This is a genomic window from Aureivirga marina, assembly GCF_015767265.1.
GTDB lineage: Bacteria > Bacteroidota > Bacteroidia > Flavobacteriales > Flavobacteriaceae > Aureivirga > Aureivirga marina.
Genome location: NZ_JADPIB010000002.1, coordinates 568,115 through 588,168 on the forward strand (window position 1 = coordinate 568,115; position 20,054 = coordinate 588,168).

The window sequence follows — 20,054 nt, forward strand, 5'->3', positions numbered from 1 at the left end:
TGCATCAAAATAGGTGCCAATTTTCTGTAAATTGCACCCTCATTAAAAAGCAAATTTACAAAATGTTTTACAAATGCTTAAATCTTAGCTTGCGTAAACATAAATATATAATTAACATTTTATGAAATCACAGAAAATTAGACAGCAATTTTTAGACTATTTTGAGTCAAAAAAGCACAAGCTAGTTCCTTCAGCGCCAATAGTAATTAAAGATGATCCAACTTTAATGTTCACAAACGCCGGAATGAACCAGTTCAAAGAGTTTTTCCTAGGTCATGGAAAACCAGAATCTGTTCGTATTTCTGATACTCAAAAATGTTTGCGCGTTTCAGGTAAACATAACGACTTAGAAGAAGTTGGTATGGATACTTACCATCACACAATGTTTGAAATGCTTGGAAATTGGAGTTTCGGAGATTACTTTAAGAAAGAAGCAATTGCCTGGGCATGGGAACTTTTGACAGAAGTATATAAAATTGATAAAAACAGTTTATATGTTTCTGTATTTGAAGGAAGCGAAGATGATGGATTAGGCTTAGATCAAGAAGCATTTGATTTATGGAAAGCTATTGTTCCTGAAGACAGAATTATTTTAGGAAATAAAAAAGACAATTTCTGGGAAATGGGTGATCAAGGACCTTGTGGACCTTGTTCTGAAATTCATGTGGATATTCGTTCGGAGGAAGAAAAGAGAAAAGTTCCTGGAAAAGATTTAGTAAATGCAGATCATCCACAAGTTGTTGAAATTTGGAATTTAGTATTCATGCAATTCAATAGAAAAGCAGATGGTTCTTTAGAAAATCTTCCTGCTAAACATGTGGATACAGGAATGGGATTTGAGCGTCTTTGTATGGTACTTCAAGGTGTTCAATCGAATTATGACACAGATGTATTTACACCATTAATTCGCGAAATTGAAACAATCACTCATTCAAAATATGAAAATAACGACGAAAAAGTAGATGTTGCAATTCGTGTAATTGCAGATCACGTTCGTGCAGTTTCTTTTGCAATTGTTGATGGACAATTACCTTCAAACAATGGAGCTGGTTACGTAATTCGTCGTATTTTAAGAAGAGCTATTCGTTATGGATTTACATTCTTAAACCAAAAAGAACCGTTTATCTATAAATTAGTTGAAACTTTAAGTAAACAAATGGGAGATGCTTTCCCAGAATTAAAAGCAAATAAAAACTTAGCGATTAATGTAATTAAGGAAGAAGAGCAATCTTTCTTACGTACATTAGGTCAAGGTTTGGTTTTATTAGATAGAATTATTGAGGAAACAAAAGGAAATATCGTAGATGGACAAAAAGCTTTTGAACTTTATGATACTTATGGCTTCCCAATTGATTTAACTTCTTTAATTTTAAGAGAGAAAGGATTAGATTTAGACGAGGATAAATTTAAAGAAGAGATGGAGAAACAAAAGAATAGATCTAGAGCTGCTTCTGCTGTTGCAACAGATGATTGGGTTGTTCTTTTAGAAGATCAAGCGGAAGAATTTATCGGATACGATTTATTAGAAGCAGATGTAAAAATCACTCGTTATAGAAAAGTTGTTTCTAAAAAAGATGGTGAAATGTATCAAATCGTTTTCAATATGACACCTTTCTATCCAGAAGGTGGAGGTCAAGTTGGAGATAAAGGATATATTGAAGTTTCAAATGGAAATGTGATTTATGTTGAAAACACAAAGAAGGAAAACAATTTAATTGTTCATTATACAAAAAACATTCCTTCAGATCCAACACAAAGATTCCATGTTGTTGTAGATACAAAACAACGCCATAGAGCAGCTTGTAATCACACAGCAACACATTTACTTCATCAAGCTTTACGTACTGTTTTAGGAACTCATGTAGAACAAAAAGGTTCTTTAGTTTCATCTAGATATTTACGTTTTGATTTTTCGCATTTCTCAAAAATGACGGAAGATGAAATCAAAGAAGTTGAAAACTTTGTAAATGCAAGAATTCGTGAAAATTTACCTTTAGAAGAACAAAGAAGTATTCCTTTCCAAAAAGCAATTGATGAAGGAGCTGTAGCTTTATTTGGTGAAAAATATGGAGCAAATGTTCGTGCAATTCGTTTTGGGGAAAGTATGGAATTATGTGGTGGAACACATGTGCAAAGTACTGCTGCAATTTGGCATTTTAAAATTACTTCAGAAGGAGCTGTAGCAGCTGGAATTCGTAGAATTGAAGCAATTACTAAAGATGCTGCACAAGATTATTTTGCAGAACAAGATGTGGTTTATGGAAAAATTAAGAAATCGCTTAAAAATCCAAAAGACCCAGTAAAAACAATCAATACTTTACAAGAAGAAAACACGAATTTAAAAAAGCAAATCGAACAACTTCTTAAAGAAAAAGCATTGAATTTAAAATCTAATTTAAAAAATGAAGTTGAAAACATTAATGGAGTTAATTTCATCGCTAAAAAGTTAGATTTAGATGCTGGAGGAATTAAAGATTTGGCTTTTGCTTTAAATGGTGAAATTGAAAATTTATTCTTCTTTGCTGCTGCTGAAAATGGTGGGAAAGTAACATTAACTTGTTCTATCGCTAAAAATTTAGTGGAAGAAAAAGAATTAGATGCAGGAAAAATCGTGCGTGAGCTTGGAAAATTAATCCAAGGTGGCGGAGGAGGTCAAAAATTCTTCGCAACTGCTGGAGGTAAAAATCCAGCTGGAATTCCACAAGCATTAGTTGATGTAAAAGAATATTTAAACTAATTTTTGCTTTACTAAGTTTATAAAAAATACTATTGTAAACGTTTAGCAAATTAAAATATTTAGAAGAGGTTATATTTTCGATATAACCTCTTTTTTTGTTATTTTTTTGTAAGATTTCGAGGGTTTTCTTTCAAAGGAACTTGTTGAAACATATCTTTTAATAAAGCATATAGTTTAGGATGTTCTCTTTTTAATTTCTCTGGTTGTTCAAAAAAGTATTCTCCAATTACAGCAAAAAATTCAGCTGGATTTGTTCCGCCATAAGACCTAATATCCGATTTATTTTCATGAATTAATTTGATATTTTTTCGAATATATTCCATCCATAAAGCGCTGTATTTATGTTTAATCAAAATTTCTGGAACACCATTTACATCATAATCTTCTTTATCTAATAAATGTAAAAACTCATGTATTGCTACATTTTGTTTATCATTTGAGATATCAAATCCATGGTGTAACGCAGGTTTTGACAAAATCATCACACTATTTAAATGTCCATTCCCAACCATTCCTGAGATAAATTCTTTACTATTTTTATCTGTAAATTGTTGTTCTTTATTAAAAGTTTTTGGATAAATAAGTACTTCTTCCAAATAAGTATATTGCCATTTTGGAAAAGCAAAAATGGGAATAATTGCACCAGCTGCTACAAGAATTTTATCTAAATCATCAATTTCTGTTTTTACACCAATTACTTTTACATGAGCAAGAAAATACATAACTCTTTTCTGAAAATCTACTTTCAGATTTGGAGAAAGCTTTTGATAATAACGTACGTGTTTTTCAAGTAATTCTTTCCAATTATCAGGCATTGGAAGTTCTTCCCTTTCTCTTAACTTTTTCTTCTTTTTGTATCTATAGAAAACGAATAAAATCAAACATAGAATAAATATAAATACAATCATTTCAATAATTTTTTAATTTTTTATTTGTAATAATAGTAGAAAAAATAGTAATTTAAAACTTAAACTAACCAAAAACATACTATTTAATTAACTAATGAATAAAGAGGGAAGCGATATTTATTTAAGACCCAGATTCCGTTTTGAAATAAATAAAGACAAAGAAGTACTTATTGAAAACTTTAAAAAATTGAAAAAAGATCCAGAATGCATGTATCCAATTAAAATTGTTGATCATCATATTGTGGTCGATATTCCTTTGGATGAAAATCATTTTTGGTCTCCACAACTACATTTTGAAATCTTGGATGGTGAAGAAAAAGCAAGTCTTGTCAAAGGATTATTTGGACCAAAACCTCATGTTTGGACTATGTTTATGTTTATTCACTTTGCAGTTGCATTTGCTTTCACTGTATTTTTTGTCATTTTTTATACCGAATGGAGTTTAAACAAAGATTACACACTTTCTTTATCTTTTATGATTGGATTGCCAATTTTATGGTGTATTCTTTATGTTTTAGGACAACTCGGAAAAAAAACTGGTAGACCACAAATGATTGAACTTTATCAATTTTTCATCAAAGGAATGAACATTGACGAATCAGTTTATCATGGAACAGAAACAACATCAGAAAGGATAGTTAATTCCAATGTTAACAACTGATTTTTTGAAGTTATAATTCGTAAACCAGCGATTATGTTCTAAATAAGGTTCGTAAGTTTTAAATCCGAAATCCACACGAATCACTAAGAAATTTACATCATATCGAAGTCCAAAACCTGAACCAATTGCGATATCTTGTAAAGATTCAAATCCTGTGAATTTTTCGTCATCTGGAGTGAATGAATTGTTTGTAATATCCCAGATATTTCCTGCGTCGATAAAGAAAGCTCCATTAAAACTTCCAATCACATTAAACCTATATTCTAAACTAGATAAGATTTTAAAATTCCCTACATTATATTCCAAACCATTTTTGGTAGAACCTGGACCTAAACTATAAACTCTCCACGCTCTCAAATCGTTTGGCCCTCCAATATAATAAGCTTTATTAAATGGAATTCCTTTTGAATTTCCGTAAGGAATTGCAACTCCTGTAAAGAATCTATATGCTAAAGTTTGCTTTGGTCCAAATCCCCAGAATTTTCTATATTCAAAATCAATTTTCGAATATTGCGCAATTGGAATTCCTAGTAATTCTTTTGTTTCTTCTCCTGCTTTTTTCTTAACCAAAAGAGAAGATAAATTTCCAGCTGTTGCTGCTCGAATTCTTAATGAAGAAAAATTATTATCCTTAATTCCTTTACTATTATTATAATTAAAATTATAAACAAAAGCAGGAATTAAATAATCTTCTGTAATAATATCATATCTTCTTTTAATATTTTCAACACTTGTATAATCTTCTGGAAATTGTGTTGAAAAATTATTATTTGGATCTAAAACATAATCGATATAAGCAAGAGGAATTATATTTCCATTTGGATCTTTTGTGCTTTCTGGAGCTGGAATATCTGTATCTGAAATCCCTACTAAAGTATTGTAATCTGTTCGATAAATATTAAAATAAGAACTAACATTTAAATTACGAATATATTGTAAATTGAATAATTCAATTGAATGTTTTGTCTTACTTGTTGGTGTCCAAGAATAAGTGATTGATCCAGTAAAATTTTGTTTATCTAATCCTATATTTTTCTGAAAATTCGTTGCTAATAAAAATTGAGTTTTTGGTGACATATCTTTACTTACCCATTTTTCTGTTTTGAAAGGAAGTAAAAAACGTGGAATTTTTAAAGAAATATCTCCTCCAACTTCCCATGCATTGAAAAATGTGCTTACATCAGTGGCATCTTGAGAATTTAAGAAAGAACCTTGAATGGAAGTTTTTATAATTTCTGCACCTTTAAAAATATTTCGATTTAAAATAGAAACTCCACCAGAAACTCCAAATGGACGAATATTTGAATGTGTCAATTCTGTATTTAAAGCCAAACGAAATTTCTCATAAGGTGTCAAAAAAATAGATGCTTCTAAGGTTTTATCTTCCAATTCTCGATAACGAATATCAATCAATTTAAAGTTTTGTAAACTTCGCAACTGAGTTCTTGTATTTTCTCTATCTATGTCACGATATAAAGAATCAGGTTGAATAAAAATTGCATTCGAAAGTAATTTCGGATTGTATTTTGATTTTTCGTGACTTATATATTTAATTCCATTATGAACTAAAGTATCTAAATATGGTTTTCCTCTTTCATTAAAATAATAATCCGTATAAACTTTAACTTTAGAAACTTTTTGTGTGATATATGGTTCAAAAAAGATAGAATCTCCTTCATGAATAAAACGATCTGCAATCTGTAATTGAATATTCGCATGATATTCTTTTTGTAAAGTATCTACACTAAAACGAATGGAATTTGCATCAAAATGATACACTCCTTTATTTCTAAATAATTTCGTTATTCTATCTCTTTCTGCTTCAAAATGACTTAATTTTAATAAATCTCCTGACTTAATTCTTGGTTTTTCTTCACTTATATTATAAATAGAATCCAATTCATGAGAAGAAATTTTCCTTGTAATGGAATCAATAATAAAAGGTGTATTTTTCTCAATATAATATTCAACCTCAGCTTTTTTATTTGGCAAAAGAATTTCTTTATAATCAATTTTCACATTATAATATCCTTCATTTATAAAAAAAGATTTTAAATTTTTTGCTGTAGCAGTTGTTTTCTCTGAATCTAAAATTACTGGAGCTTCTCCTTTTTCTAAAAACCATTTATTAATTCCTTTGTAAGTATTATTCATAGACACAACTTGCTTTCGAGAAAAAGCTTTGTCTAAAAACCTTAAAGTTTTCGGATGTCTATCTAACCAGTTTACAAAAGTTGTATCATAGCCTTTATTTCCTAAGTTATAAAAGTATAATGGAAACTTCACTAACAATACAGATTGATTTGGTCTTTGGATTATATAATCGTGTGCTTCTTTAAATCCCTTATTTTTACCATCGATGTATAATTTATTTTTCACTAATAAATGCTCTCCTTTCGGAACATATTTTACTGAATTGCAAGCTGTAAAAGAAAAAAAGCTTGCTAAAATTACGATTAATATTATAATGTTGTTTTTCAATAAATAAGGATTTAAATTTGTCTCAAAAATAACACATTTCTAAATGTTATCTAAGAATCAAATAAAATTTATCAATAGTTTACATAACAAAAAATTCAGAATAAAGCACGGATTGTTTATTGCTGAGGGTATAAAGGTAGTAAATGAACTTTTAGATTCAAATCTGGAACTTCATGAATTATATGCTACGGAAGATTTTAACATAAAATTAAACATTCCTGTTCAAGAAATTTCAGAGCAAGAATTAAAGAAAATTAGTGGATTAAAATCGCCTAATAAAGTTTTAGCTTTATTTAAAATTCCTGAAAATAAAGAATTAAAACATGAAGGTTTAATTGTGGCTCTTGATACAATTAATGATCCTGGAAATTTAGGAACTATTATTCGTTTATGTGATTGGTTTGGTGTAGAACAATTAATTTGTTCAAAAGACACAGTTGATTGTTTTAATGCAAAAGTTGTGCAATCTACAATGGGTTCTCTTTCAAGAGTTGAAATTATTTATACAGATTTAGAAAATTATCTAGAATCTTATCCATATGAGATTTTCGGAGCGGATATGGATGGAGAAATTGTTTATAAAACTGAAATTCCTAAAAATGCACTTCTTGTAATGGGGAATGAAGCAAATGGATTAAGCAAAAAAATTGAAGAAAAAGTTACGCGTACAATCTCAATTCCAAGATTTGGAAAAACACAAGTAACAGAAAGTTTAAATGTTGCAACTGCAACTGGAATTTTATTAAACGAATTTAGAAGAAATAGTATATAAAAAAATGAGACTGAACTCTAATAAAAGAGACAGTCTCATTTAAAATTAAAAATAAGAATATTATTTGATTACCACCTTTTTGATCATTTGTTTGTTTGAAGATTTCACTTCGAAAGAATAAACTCCTGCTTCCAATAATCTTGTATCAATCATATTTTCACCAGTAACATTTACAATTTGTTTGTGAACTAGCATTCCAATTGCATTGTAAACTTTCAACTCTGCTTTTTGAGTTACTTTTACAATTACAAAATTCTGTGCTGGATTCGGATATACTTCAAATTTAGTGATTGCATCTTCTTCTACAGAAAGACCATAATCCTCATCACAAGCATTTCCAACTCCATCTCCATCTTCATCTGCTTGATCTTCATTTGCTGTATATTGACAATTATCTTCTTCGTCTAAGATTCCGTCGTTATCATCGTCATCATCACAAACATCTCCCATTCCATCTTCATCATTATCTGCTTGATCTTCATTTGCTGTATATTGACAATTATCTTCTTCATCTAAGATTCCGTCGTTATCATCGTCGTCATCACAAACATCTCCCATTCCATCTTCATCATTATCTGCTTGATCTTCATTTGCTTGATATTGACAATTATCTTCTTCATCTAAGATTCCATCGTTATCATCGTCGTCATCACAAACATCTCCCATTCCATCATTATCATTATCTGCCTGGTCTTCATTTGCTTCATATTGACAATTATCTTCAACATCTGCAATTCCATCGTTATCATCGTCATCGTCACAAACATCTCCCATTCCATCTTCATCGTTATCTGCTTGATCTTCGTTTGCTGTATATTGACAATTATCTTCTTCATCTAAAATTCCATCATTGTCATCGTCATCGTCACAAACATCTCCTATTCCATCTCCATCGTTATCTGCCTGATTTGGATTAGGAACATCAACACAGTTATCTTCTGAATCAACGATTCCATCATTATCGTTATCATCATCACAAACATCTCCTATTCCATCATTATCACTGTCCGCTTGATCTTCATTTGCTGTATCTTGACAGTTATCGTCTTCATCCAAGATTCCATCATTATCATCATCATCATCACAAACATCACCAATTCCATCACCATCATTATCTGCCTGATCTTCATTTGCTTCATATTGACAATTATCTTCAACATCTGCTATTCCATCATTATCATCATCGTCATCACAAACATCTCCCATTCCATCATTATCATTATCTGCTTGATCTTCGTTTGCTTCATATTGACAATTATCTTCAACATCTGCTATTCCATCGTTATCATCATCGTCATCGCAAACATCTCCTATTCCATCATTATCATTATCTGCTTGGTCTTCGTTTGCTTCATATTGACAGTTATCATCTATATCAGCAATTCCATCATTATCATCATCATCATCACAAACATCTCCAATTCCATCTCCATCGTTATCTGCTTGATCAGCATTTGCAACATCAACACAGTTATCATTTTCATCTGCGATTCCATCACCATCCATGTCATTAATTGTGTTTGAATTATCTTCACCACAAATATTTAATGTCCAAGAATTTAATTGACCTCCATCAGCACTTGGGAAACTATCATAAATTTCTAAAGTCCATTGTCCCACAGAGCTTGAGTTATTAAATGCACTTAAAGCTTGTTGTGGAATATAAGATCCTGGGAATGGAGCAGTTCCATCTGCGATTGCGATACCAGCATCATCATCGAAAAGTGTATCTGTATAATTATCACCTGAACTTCCATTTGCTTCTGTTAAAATTACTTCAGTTCCATCAGGAGAAATTAGAGTTAATTTTAAGTCCCAAACATAAGTATGGTCAATATTAACAGTAATATTTACATCTGAAATTGTTATATCATCAGAAATTGTTATTGTTGAAGTTAATGTTTCCGCTGCACTTGCATTTGCACTAATAAAAACAGGAACATCTGTAGAATCATAGTCATTACAACCAGTTTCCGAAATTGAAACATTAAATGTTGAAGAATAATTACTTTCAGAACAAGAATTTGTTGCTTTTACTCTCCAATAATATGTATTACCAGCAGATAAACTATTGCTTACAAAAGAAGTTTGTGCAGTAGTTGAAGTTTGTACTATTGATGTGAATCCACTATCTGTAGCTATTTCAATCACATAGTTATCTGCATGTTCAACTGCTTCCCAAGAGAAATTAATTGTTGCAATTCCTGTTGAAGAGTTATTTGCAGGTGAAGTTAATGTAACAGTCGTTCCATTTTGATCTAAGTTATAAACAAAAGGACAAGGATCATTATTATCATTGATTCCATCATTATCATCATCATCATCACAAACATCTCCCATTCCATCATTATCATTATCTGCTTGATCTGTATTTGGAATGTCAACACAATTATCTTCTGAATCTACAATTCCATCATTATCAGCATCATTGTTTGAATCTCCAATTGGATTTCCACAAATATCTAATGACCAAGAAACAATTTCACCTCCATCTTCAGAACCAAAATCATCAAAAACAGATAATTTCCATTCTCCATTTGCATTTAACCCATTAAAAGTTGCTAAAGAACCTTGTGGACTATATGTTCCTGTAAACGGAGCTGTTCCAGCTGTAATTGGTGTTGTAGCATCATCATCAAAAACTGTATTTGAATAATTATCTCCACTTCCACCATTATCTTCAGTTAAGATAATTTCTGTTCCATCAGGAGCAATTAATTTGATATCTAAATCTTCTACATAAGTATGTGTAATATTGATATTTACATTAACATCTGTAATTGTCATATTTTCATCAACAGTTAAAGTAGAAATAACTGTCTCAGAAACTGTAGAACTAATTGTTAATGGAACATCAGAAGAACCAAAGTTTTCACAGAAATTATTTGTAGTTTCAAACATATTTGCATTTGAATAATTTCCATCAGCACAAGGACTGCTTGGTTTTACTCTCCAATAATATGTTGAAGAAGTACTCATTCCAGAAACTTCAATACTTGTTTCAGAAGTTGAGCCTGAAAATACAATATTATTAAAGCTGGCATCAGATGCAACTTCTACTAAATAGTTTGTAGCATTTGCTAAAGCTTGCCAAGAAAATGTACTATTTAATTCCACTCCAGAAGCATTATTTGCTGGCGTAGTTAAATTTACATTTCCTGAAATTTGGTCTAATAAAATATTTAAAGAATAATCATATGTTTTTGTTACACTTGGTGAATCTCCAATAATTTCTATATCATATTCTCCAGCATTTGAAGACGAAAGTCCAGTTAATGTTAGCTGAACATTTGTATTATCTGCTGAAGCTGTACTTGGAGAAAAACTTGCTGTTATTCCACTTGGTAAACCTGTCACAGAAAAAAATGTCGTTTCTGTAAAAGAACCAAAAGTATTATATGTAAAATTAATTGTAGTTGAACCATCTGATGCACAAACATTAGTTTCCATTGAATCGAAATTCATTTGGAAATTATCTACAAATAAAATCGTAATTGGTTGTGTATTTACAGCGTAAAAAATATTATTAGATGCTTCTACGATAATTCTACCATTTGAGGTTCCAACATTCGGAGCTGTAATTGTATGCTCTCCATCATTTGGAACATTTAAAGCTAATTCTTCTGTTGTTATACCATTATCTGTTGTGAATAAAATGTTTACATTAGATTCATTAACACTACCTGAGTTTGTTCCTGCAACATCCCAAGTAATTGTTTGTTGCGAACCTCCATTCCAGTTTTCACTAGAATTTTGAGAAGTAACTTTAAAAGGACCTGAATTTCCGTCCACAGTTACTTTCATATAATCTATATCATTTTGACCTGCACCAGAAGCATTATCTCTTACTGTTAAAGCAAAATTTAAAGTTCTTCCAACTGAAGGAGTAACTTCCCATTGTGTACTTAAACTATTTGAGAAAACAGTCTCCCTTTTTGGTAAAAATCTTCTATTATCTTCTGTTGGAGAAAGAGATCTATATGTCGGTCCAGAAGTACCTGTTGCAGATGGGAAAGATCCAAAATAACTTGCAGGCGCAACATCATTTTGTTCCCAACAATACGTTAAAACATCTGAAGCATCTGAATCTGTTCCTTCACCAGATAAAATATATGCAGTTGATTTTGGAATTGTATAATCAAATCCTGCATCAGCTGATGGTGGATTATTTGAAATTGGTGTTTCTGTTTGGCAAGAAGTACTTTTCACATAATTTGTAACCTGTGTTACGTTGAAATGATGGAAATAATCATCACTATGTGGTTGTACATCCGTTGACCCTGTAATTCCAGCATATCCCATAATTGTAGATCCACTTCCTGGTTCTGATTGTGCACCAGTATTTTCATTCCAACCATGCGTATGTGTATGATTTGCTCCAAATTGATGTCCCATTTCGTGCGCTACGAAATCTACATCAAAATTATCTCCTTCAGGAACTGTACTTGTAGTAAAACCACTTCCTTTTTGATTATCCACACAAACACATCCGATACAACCTGCATTTCCATTATTTCCAATTGCAGACATCAAGTGACCTATATCATAATTTGCTTCTCCTATATAACTCGTTAATGTACTCTGTAAGTCTGAATTATAATTATTATCATTTGAAGCATATGGATCTGTTGATGCATTTGTAAAAATTACATCATCTGTATTATCAATTAAAACCATATTTATTGCGAAATCTCTTTCATAGATTCCGTTTACTCTGGTCATTGTTTCATTGATTGCTGCAAGTGCTGAAGCTTTTGTTCCACCATGATAATTTGTATATTCTCCAGTAACAGACATCGCTAAGCGGAATGTTCTTAAAGTCTTATCATCGGCTTTATTAAAAAAATTAGAATTATTTTGAACTTTTGCTGCAACATTGGAAAAATCATCTGTTAAACAAGTCAATTTATTTTGAATTGTTGCAGTTCCATTTCTTTCATAAACAGCATAAATTTCATTTTCTGTATCTATACATTCGATAAATCTAGATTTACCTTTTGTAGAAAATACAGTTAGACTCAACCCTTTTTGAGGTGATAAACTAAAACGTATCACTTCTGAATTATTTCGAAGAGAATACCCAATATAAGAACGGATTTCAGGATATTTACTTTGAAGTTCATCTGACATTACAGATGCTTCTTCAATGCGATAAGGTGTTAGAGAGCCATCAATATTCGGAAATTCAATAATAACATTAGAAGTTTTTGAAGAAATAAAACTTCTTTCGGGAGCGTTTTCAAGCTTGCTAAAAAGCGTACTTGTTTTTAATGAATATACCTTTGAGTATGTAGGTATATCATTCGTAATTAATTCTTTTTTGTTATTAAAATTAGTATTTTCTGTCCATAATCTCGAGTTTTGAGAAAAAAGAGTGAAAAAACTGAAACAAAATAAAATTAATAATGTGTAGTTTTTCTTCATAATGAATGGATTTTGATAAAACTAAATAATGAATTTTATTTCAATCAAATTAATACTATTTTAACAAAATTATTGCATTTTTTAACTTTTATTTTTGGTAATATTATTATTCTATTAATATAAACATCAACTATTTAGTGATTTTTTTAAACGATTTGTAAGTTATTTACTTCTAAATATATCTACCTTTGTAAACAGAAATTCAAGATTTTATTTACTTAAATTGAATTTCTCATTTCATAAAAAATAATATAAGAATGAGTATTGAAAAACAATTACAAAGTCGAAGCAATTCTACTTGTGAATTATGTGGTTCTGAAGAAGGATTAACGGTTTATACAGTTGCTCCAGCTTCAAAAGAAAGCATGAAAGATTCTATTTACGCTTGTAAAAATTGCGTAGAACAAATAGAAAGTCCTGAAAAAATGGAAGCAAATCATTGGCGTTGTTTAAATGATAGTATGTGGAGTGAAACTCCAGCAGTTCAAGTAATTGCTTGGCGAATGCTACATCGATTAAAAAAAGAAGGATGGCCACAAGATTTGTTAGATATGCTTTATTTAGAAGAAGAAACTTTAGAATGGGCAAAAGCAACAGGTGAAGATGTTGATGATAGTGAAAAAATTATCCATGTAGACAGCAATGGTGGAATTTTACAAGCTGGTGATTCGGTTGTTTTAATCAAAGATTTAAATGTAAAAGGAGCTAATTTCACAGCAAAACGTGGAGATTTTATGCGAAATATTTCTTTAGTACATGATAATGCAGAACAAATTGAAGGAAAAGTTAACGGTCAACATATCGTAGTTCTTACAAAATATGTTAAAAAGACAAAATAGAAATAAAAAAGGTTATCAAAATTGATAACCTTTTCTTTTATAATTGTTCAAATATAATGTGAAGTCTTTTTTCAAAGTTTCTTAATTGCTTGATTTCAGAAGTCGAAACAATCGCTAAAGAAACTCCTTGTCTTCCTGCTCTTGCTGTTCTTCCACTTCGATGCGTATAATACTCATCTTTATCTGGCAATTCATAATGAAGTACAAAATCTAAATTCGAAACATCAATTCCTCTTGCAGCAATATCCGTTGCGATTAAAAGTTGTGTTCCTTTATTTTTAAAAGAACGCATCACTTTATCTCTTTCTTTTTGAAGCAAATCACCATGAATTCCGTTTGCAGAAATTTTTTGAGAAATTAAAAATTCTGTTAATTCCTTAGTTGCATTTTTCGTTTTACAGAAAATAATCCCTTGTTCTTTTCCAATTGCTTTTAAAATTTGCATCAAATCTGTCTTTTTCGTTTCAGGCGAAGAAACAATATATTGATGTTTAATATTTTTATTTACAATATTCTTTTTACTTAAATATATTTTCTCTGCTGTTCTACTAATATGATCTTTTACAATTTCTTGAATTCCCATTGGAATTGTTGCTGAGAACAACCATTTATTCTGAACATTTGATAAGAATTTTAAAATCTTGTCTAATTCTTTTCGGAATCCCATGCTCAGCATTTCATCCGCTTCATCTAATACAATTGTTTGTACACTTTCCAAACTAACTGCTTTTCTTTGTACTAAATCAATTAATCTTCCTGGTGTTGCAACTAAAATATGTGTTGGTCTCTTTAAAGAATTAATTTGTTTATCAATTTTTTCTCCACCATAAACAGATTCTGTAAAAACCTTATCTGTATATTTTGTAAACTTAAAAAGTTGTTTTGCGATTTGCTGTCCTAATTCTCTCGTTGGACAAAGAATTAAAGCTTGAGGCGTTTTAATTTTAGGATTAATTCTTTCTAAAATTGGCAATCCATATGCAGCAGTTTTCCCAGTTCCTGTTGGAGCTTGAACTACAATATCCGTATCTTGATTTAACAATAATGGGATTACTTGATTTTGAACCTCAGTAGGTTTTTTTATGTTTAATTCATTTAATCCTTTGATTAAATCTTTTGATATTCCTAATTGTTTGAAGTTTTCCAAAACATTCTTGTATTAAATTCGGTGCAAATTTACTCAATAGTATGAAATAGAACTCTAAGTTTAACAAGTTCTTTTTCATAAAAAAAGACTTTCCATAAAAATAGAAAGTCTTTTAAATATTTTAATTGTATTTCTTTTCTTAGTGAAATGCAAAGTTTATAAAGATTCCTCTAGTTCCGAAATAATCTATTGGACCTGTCCAAGGACTATTTGGATCTTGATCTCGAACTAACTCATTATTAATTGCAAATACTCCTCTAATAGAAGGTGAAAAAATAAAATATGGCATGTAAAGATCAACTCCAACACCAAATTCATACATAAAATTATTTTTCTTCATTCTAAATTCTCCAGCAGAGTTATCTTCTGGATTATCTTGATTACTTGAAAAATTGTGGTCAATTGAAACTCCTCCTATTAAATAAGGACGCATATTTCCAAGTCGAAGTGCATTATATTTAATTAATAATGGCACATGAAGATATGTTCCTCCAACTTGTCTCACTCTATCTCTTTCACTTCCCTCAATATGCGTAAACGTTAATGTTTTTGTGTTACTAGAAAGTCCTGGCTCCAAACGAATACTGAAATGGTCATTAATTCTCATTCCTCCGATAATTCCTACATTGAAACCAACTTTTCCATCAACCTTTACAAAAGCATTAGGTTTTTGGTAATTTATTTTAAAACTCTTTTGATTTAAACCTAAATAATATCCAAAATGGAATTTACGTTTAAAAAAACGAGTTTTATATTCTACTACTTCTCTTTGCGCAAAAGCATTCGCACAAAGTAAGAGGGAAATACATAAACAAATATTTTTTAATTTCTTCATAATTTATTTTGTAGCTGTATAAATGGATGCTATTCCAAAAGTTACAGGTTTATCTTCTGCATTTATAAACCCATTTTTTTCTAAAATATTGTTGAAAGCATTACCAAATGGAAAAGCAGCTACAGATTCTGGTAAATAGGTATACGCAGAATTATCCTTCGAAATCATTCGTCCAAAAATTGGTAATATTCTCTTTGAGTAAAAACCATATAATTGTTTCATTGGGAATTTTGTCGGTTGTGAAAATTCTAAAACAATAAATGTTCCTCCAGGTTTTAACACTCTGTAAATTTCTTTTATTCCTTTATTAAGGTTTTCAAAATTTCTAACTCCAAAAGAAACTGTAATCACATCAAATGAATTATCTTCAAATGGTAAATTCTCTGAATCTCCTTGAATCATTTCAATTAATGAATCTAAATTTCTTTCTTTAATTTTCTTCTTTCCTACTTCAAGCATTCCAGCAGATAAATCTAATCCAACAATCTTTTCTGGTTTTGCTTGTGATAAAAGAATTGCAACATCTCCTGTTCCTGTAGCAATATCTAAAATTGTCTTTGGTTTTTTAGATGCTACTATTTTTAGAACTTTTTTACGCCATCTAATATCAATTCCCATCGATAAAAAGTGATTTAAAAAATCATATTTACCTGAGATATTGTCAAACATTTGAGCAACTTGCTCTTTTTTTCCTAATTCGGAATCTTTATATGGTTTTACTTTTTCAGACATGAAAGTATTACTTTTTTATTTGGTAAAGCATAAAACTTTACAATATTATTGATTTATTGCCACCACTTCTGAAATTTGATTTGGTAACATTTCTTTTAACATGGTTTCGATACCATTTTTTAAAGTGATTGTAGAAGATGGACATCCGCTACAAGCTCCTTGTAAAATTACACTTACAACTTTAGTGTCTTTATTATATTCTTTAAATAATATATTTCCTCCATCTGAAGCTACAGCTGGTTTTACATATTCATCAAGAATTGCTACAATCTTCTGAGAAGTTTCATCTAAATTTACTTCTTCTACAACTGTTTCTTCCGTTGTTTCTACTTTTTCTTCTGAAACTAAAACAACTGGTTTTTCATCTAAAATATATTTTCTAATAAATGAACGTAATTCCATTGTGATATCATTCCACTCTATAATATCATATTTTGAAATGGAAATATAATTTTCAGAAATAAAAACTTCTTTTACAAAAGGAAATTTAAATAAATCTTGTGCTAAAGGTGAATTTTTAGCTTCTTCTATATTCTTATATTCTTGATCTTTTGTAACTAATAATTTGTTCGAAACAAACTTCATTACAGCTGGATTCGGCGTGATTTCAGCATAAACTTCCACAGCAATAGCTGTTTTCTTTGCTGTATCATTTAATAATTTTCCACCTTCATTTAAAAAGCTCTCTAACTTCTCTTTAATTCCATTTTCTATTTCACTCCATTCAACGATATTGTATTTTTCAATAGCAATAAAATTAGCCGTTATATAAACTTTCTTAATAAACGGTAAATGAAATAGTTGTTGTGATAAAGGAGATTCTTGAGCTTCTTCAATATTTCCATACTCAAAGCTTCCATTTGTTAGTACTTGATTCGTAACAAATTTCACAATAGATTCATTATTAGTTTTCTCTACTGAAAAAATAAAATTAGCCATAATAAAAAATTTTTTGCAAATATATTAAAAACTAATTGTTCAGTTTAATATATTTGTCTTTATAACATCTATTAAATTTTTACAAAATGATTAAAAAAATACTAGTATGTATGATTTTTCTGCTAGGTTTTGGTCAAATTTATTCACAGGATCCTAATATGTTGGAAGTGAATCACCCAAACTCGCCAGGAAATTTTCATCTCTTACCTTTAAAAAAGCTTATTCAACAAAAATTTGTTGATTCTGAGTGTATTGAAACTACGTGGGTAGGTTCAGTAGAAAACCCACAATATTCGTCAGCAGACTATGATGGTAAAAGTTACGGATACTTTAGAAGACCTCCAGGAGTAGATTTTCCTTTTGATGAAGGAATTGTTCTTACTTCAGGAAATGCCTACGATGTAGGTAACACTGTTATTCCTGGAACTTTATCAGAAACAGGTGTTGGTTGGAATGCTGGGGATTCTGATTTAGAAGCACTTGTAAATAGTACAAGTATTAGTAATGTAACTTCTTTAGAATTTGATTTCGTTGCGACTGTAGAGGAAATGAGTTTTAGATACTTATTTGCTTCTGATGAGCATGGAGGAAACTATCCTTGTACTGGATATGATGATGCCTTTGCATTTATTTTAAGTGGTCCTGGTATTCCAGAGATTAATACTTATAACCATGATTCAAAAGCAAGTACTCCTGATATTTCTATTGATTTAGGTGGAAAAAATATTGCAACTGTTCCTGAAACAGATGCGCCAGTACCTGTAAGTGTTACTACAGTTCACAACTTAACTTGTGCTCCAGGAAATACAGGTTTTGGTGCTGATAATAACTCTACTTATTTTGCTGGAGATTTAGATGCAATTAACCATGAAGGTGCTACTGTTCCTTTAACTGCAATAATGTCTGGATTAATTATCGGAGAAACTTATAGGATTAAATTAGCTATTTCTGATGATAGTGATAGTGCTTTTGATTCTGCGGTTTTCTTAGAAGCAGGAAGTTTTAAAATTCCTAATCCAGAAATTACAGAACCTTTCATTTCTTCAAATGATAATGTTGTTTGTTATGGAGGAAGTTATGTATTAGGAGGAGATAGCTCTGAAGGTGCAAACTATCAATGGTATCTTTATGTTCCTGAAATTGATTTTTGGGAGCCAATTGAAGGTGCAAATCAGTCTACTTTCGAAGTTTTTGAGCCAGGTAAATATAAAATTATAGCTACATTTGGTTCTGAATTTTGTCAAAAAGAAGCTGAAACTGATGTTGAATTTGTTGAACCTCCTGTTGCTCCAGGTCCTATTGATGACATGGTAATTTGTGATGATGGAACTGGTTCTGGAACATTTGACTTAACAACAAAAGAAGCAGAAATCTTAGGTATAAATAATCCTAATAAATTTACTGTTTATTTTTATGAAAATGAAGATGATGTAAATGATTTAGGAGCTGCAATTACTACTAAAACAATTACACCTGCTGAAAGTCCATTCCAAATTTGGGCACAAATCAAAAATAATTTAGAAGGAAACTTAACAGAGTGTTATGAAACTGTAACTTTTAACTTAGCATTTATTGAAATGCCAGGTGTAAATCCAGTTACCGCTTTAGAAGTTTGTGATCAACCAATCACACCTACTAATTTAGCTGGAATTGAAGAATTTGATTTAACTACTACTACAGCAGATATTTTAGGAGGTTTAAATCCTGCATTTTTTGATATCAAATATTACGAAGATGCAACTTATACTACAGAAATAACTAATCCTACTACATATTTAAATACAACTGCATTTAATCAAACTATATATGTAAAAATAACAACTGCTGGAGGAAGTGCTCCTTCAGGAACTGTTTGTGAGGTTGAAAATTCTTTTGAATTAATTGTAAATCCTTTACCTACATTAACAACACCACCAAATATTGTTCAATGTGCAGATAATTTAACCTTCGACCTAACAGTCCAAGATGGATTAATCACAACAGACACTGGAGTAACAATTACATATTATGATGCATCAGGAGCAGAAATCACAACTCCAACAGCTTATACAGGAGCAGACGCAGAAGTAATCACAGCTACAGTTGTAAATGATACAACTTCATGTGAGGATTCTATTACTTTTGAGTTAGAATTAAATCCACTTCCAGTACTTACTCCAACGTTTACACTTAATGATTGTGATTTAGATAATGATGGATTAATCACTTGGGATTTAACACCAAATACAGCTACCTTAAACGGAGCCGGAGCTTATAATGTTACTTATTATACAGATGCAGCTTTAACAACTGAGATTACAACATTAAATGCATATGTTGCAGGAAATTCAGCTGTTTATTACCAATTAGAAGATATTACAACTTCTTGTGTGAATTCAGGAAGTTTCAATTTAGAAATCGGAGAACAACCAGTTGTGGATGCAAGTTATACAATCGAAGAGTGTGATGATGCAACGCCAGATGGAATTCGTTCTTTTGATTTAACAACAATAAATGCAGAGATTTTAAATGGATTGTCAGATACAGCAATTTCTTATTATGAAGTATTGGATTTCGCTCCAGGAGCAGATCTTCCAACT

General features: G+C 30.5%; 12 protein-coding genes. 5 read left to right on the top strand and 7 right to left on the bottom strand.

Features of this window, described 5'->3' with window-relative positions:
* Positions 1-121 precede the first annotated feature (121 nt).
* Positions 122-2,737, top strand: coding sequence for an alanine--tRNA ligase (alaS, locus tag I1A51_RS06785; protein ID WP_196892348.1), 2,616 nt, complete (start codon positions 122-124; stop codon positions 2,735-2,737).
* Positions 2,738-2,835: 98 nt separating this feature from the next.
* Here the strand turns inward: alaS and I1A51_RS06790 are convergent, their stop codons facing one another.
* On the bottom strand, positions 2,836-3,645 hold the full coding sequence (locus I1A51_RS06790; RefSeq protein ID WP_196892350.1) for a M90 family metallopeptidase: 810 nt from the start codon (positions 3,643-3,645) through the stop codon (positions 2,836-2,838).
* A 187-nt stretch (positions 3,646-3,832) separates the two neighbouring features.
* Between I1A51_RS06790 and I1A51_RS06795 the strand changes: the two genes are divergently transcribed.
* Complete coding sequence (locus I1A51_RS06795) at positions 3,833-4,306, top strand: GTP-binding protein (protein WP_196892352.1); 474 nt, start codon at positions 3,833-3,835, stop codon at positions 4,304-4,306.
* On the opposite strand, the gene tamL is transcribed toward I1A51_RS06795, so the two are convergent.
* Positions 4,271-6,787 (bottom strand): translocation and assembly module lipoprotein TamL, encoded by a 2,517-nt coding sequence (tamL, locus tag I1A51_RS06800; RefSeq protein WP_196892354.1) that lies wholly within the window; start codon positions 6,785-6,787, stop codon positions 4,271-4,273. The genes I1A51_RS06795 and tamL overlap by 36 nt on opposite strands.
* 43 nt (positions 6,788-6,830) lie before the next feature.
* Between tamL and I1A51_RS06805 the strand changes: the two genes are divergently transcribed.
* Positions 6,831-7,559: a TrmH family RNA methyltransferase gene (locus I1A51_RS06805; RefSeq protein ID WP_196892356.1), complete on the top strand. Its 729-nt coding sequence runs from the start codon at positions 6,831-6,833 to the stop codon at positions 7,557-7,559.
* Positions 7,560-7,619: 60 nt separating this feature from the next.
* Here I1A51_RS06805 and I1A51_RS06810 read toward each other — a convergent pair whose 3' ends face one another.
* Positions 7,620-12,983, bottom strand: coding sequence for a thrombospondin type 3 repeat-containing protein (locus I1A51_RS06810; RefSeq protein ID WP_196892358.1), 5,364 nt, complete (start codon positions 12,981-12,983; stop codon positions 7,620-7,622).
* 257 nt (positions 12,984-13,240) lie between these two features.
* Here I1A51_RS06810 and I1A51_RS06815 point away from each other — a divergent pair, with 257 nt between their 5' ends.
* Entirely contained in the window at positions 13,241-13,822 is a 582-nt protein-coding gene (locus I1A51_RS06815) for a PhnA domain-containing protein (RefSeq protein WP_196892360.1), read from the top strand.
* 37 nt (positions 13,823-13,859) lie between these two features.
* On the opposite strand, the gene I1A51_RS06820 is transcribed toward I1A51_RS06815, so the two are convergent.
* The 4 genes from I1A51_RS06820 to I1A51_RS06835 all read right to left on the bottom strand — a co-directional run bounded on the left by I1A51_RS06820 (position 13,860) and on the right by I1A51_RS06835 (position 17,475).
* Complete coding sequence (locus I1A51_RS06820; protein ID WP_196892362.1) at positions 13,860-14,969, bottom strand: DEAD/DEAH box helicase; 1,110 nt, start codon at positions 14,967-14,969, stop codon at positions 13,860-13,862.
* Between the two features lie 139 nt (positions 14,970-15,108).
* Positions 15,109-15,804, bottom strand: coding sequence for a type IX secretion/gliding motility protein PorT/SprT (porT, locus tag I1A51_RS06825; RefSeq protein WP_196892364.1), 696 nt, complete (start codon positions 15,802-15,804; stop codon positions 15,109-15,111).
* 3 nt (positions 15,805-15,807) lie between these two features.
* Positions 15,808-16,536, bottom strand: coding sequence for a bifunctional demethylmenaquinone methyltransferase/2-methoxy-6-polyprenyl-1,4-benzoquinol methylase UbiE (gene ubiE / locus I1A51_RS06830; protein ID WP_196892365.1), 729 nt, complete (start codon positions 16,534-16,536; stop codon positions 15,808-15,810).
* A gap of 45 nt (positions 16,537-16,581) precedes the next feature.
* Positions 16,582-17,475, bottom strand: coding sequence for a NifU family protein (locus I1A51_RS06835; RefSeq protein ID WP_196892367.1), 894 nt, complete (start codon positions 17,473-17,475; stop codon positions 16,582-16,584).
* A 110-nt stretch (positions 17,476-17,585) separates the two neighbouring features.
* Here I1A51_RS06835 and I1A51_RS06840 point away from each other — a divergent pair.
* The coding region (locus I1A51_RS06840; RefSeq protein WP_231373977.1) for a choice-of-anchor L domain-containing protein at positions 17,586-20,054 on the top strand (2,469 nt) is incomplete at its 3' end.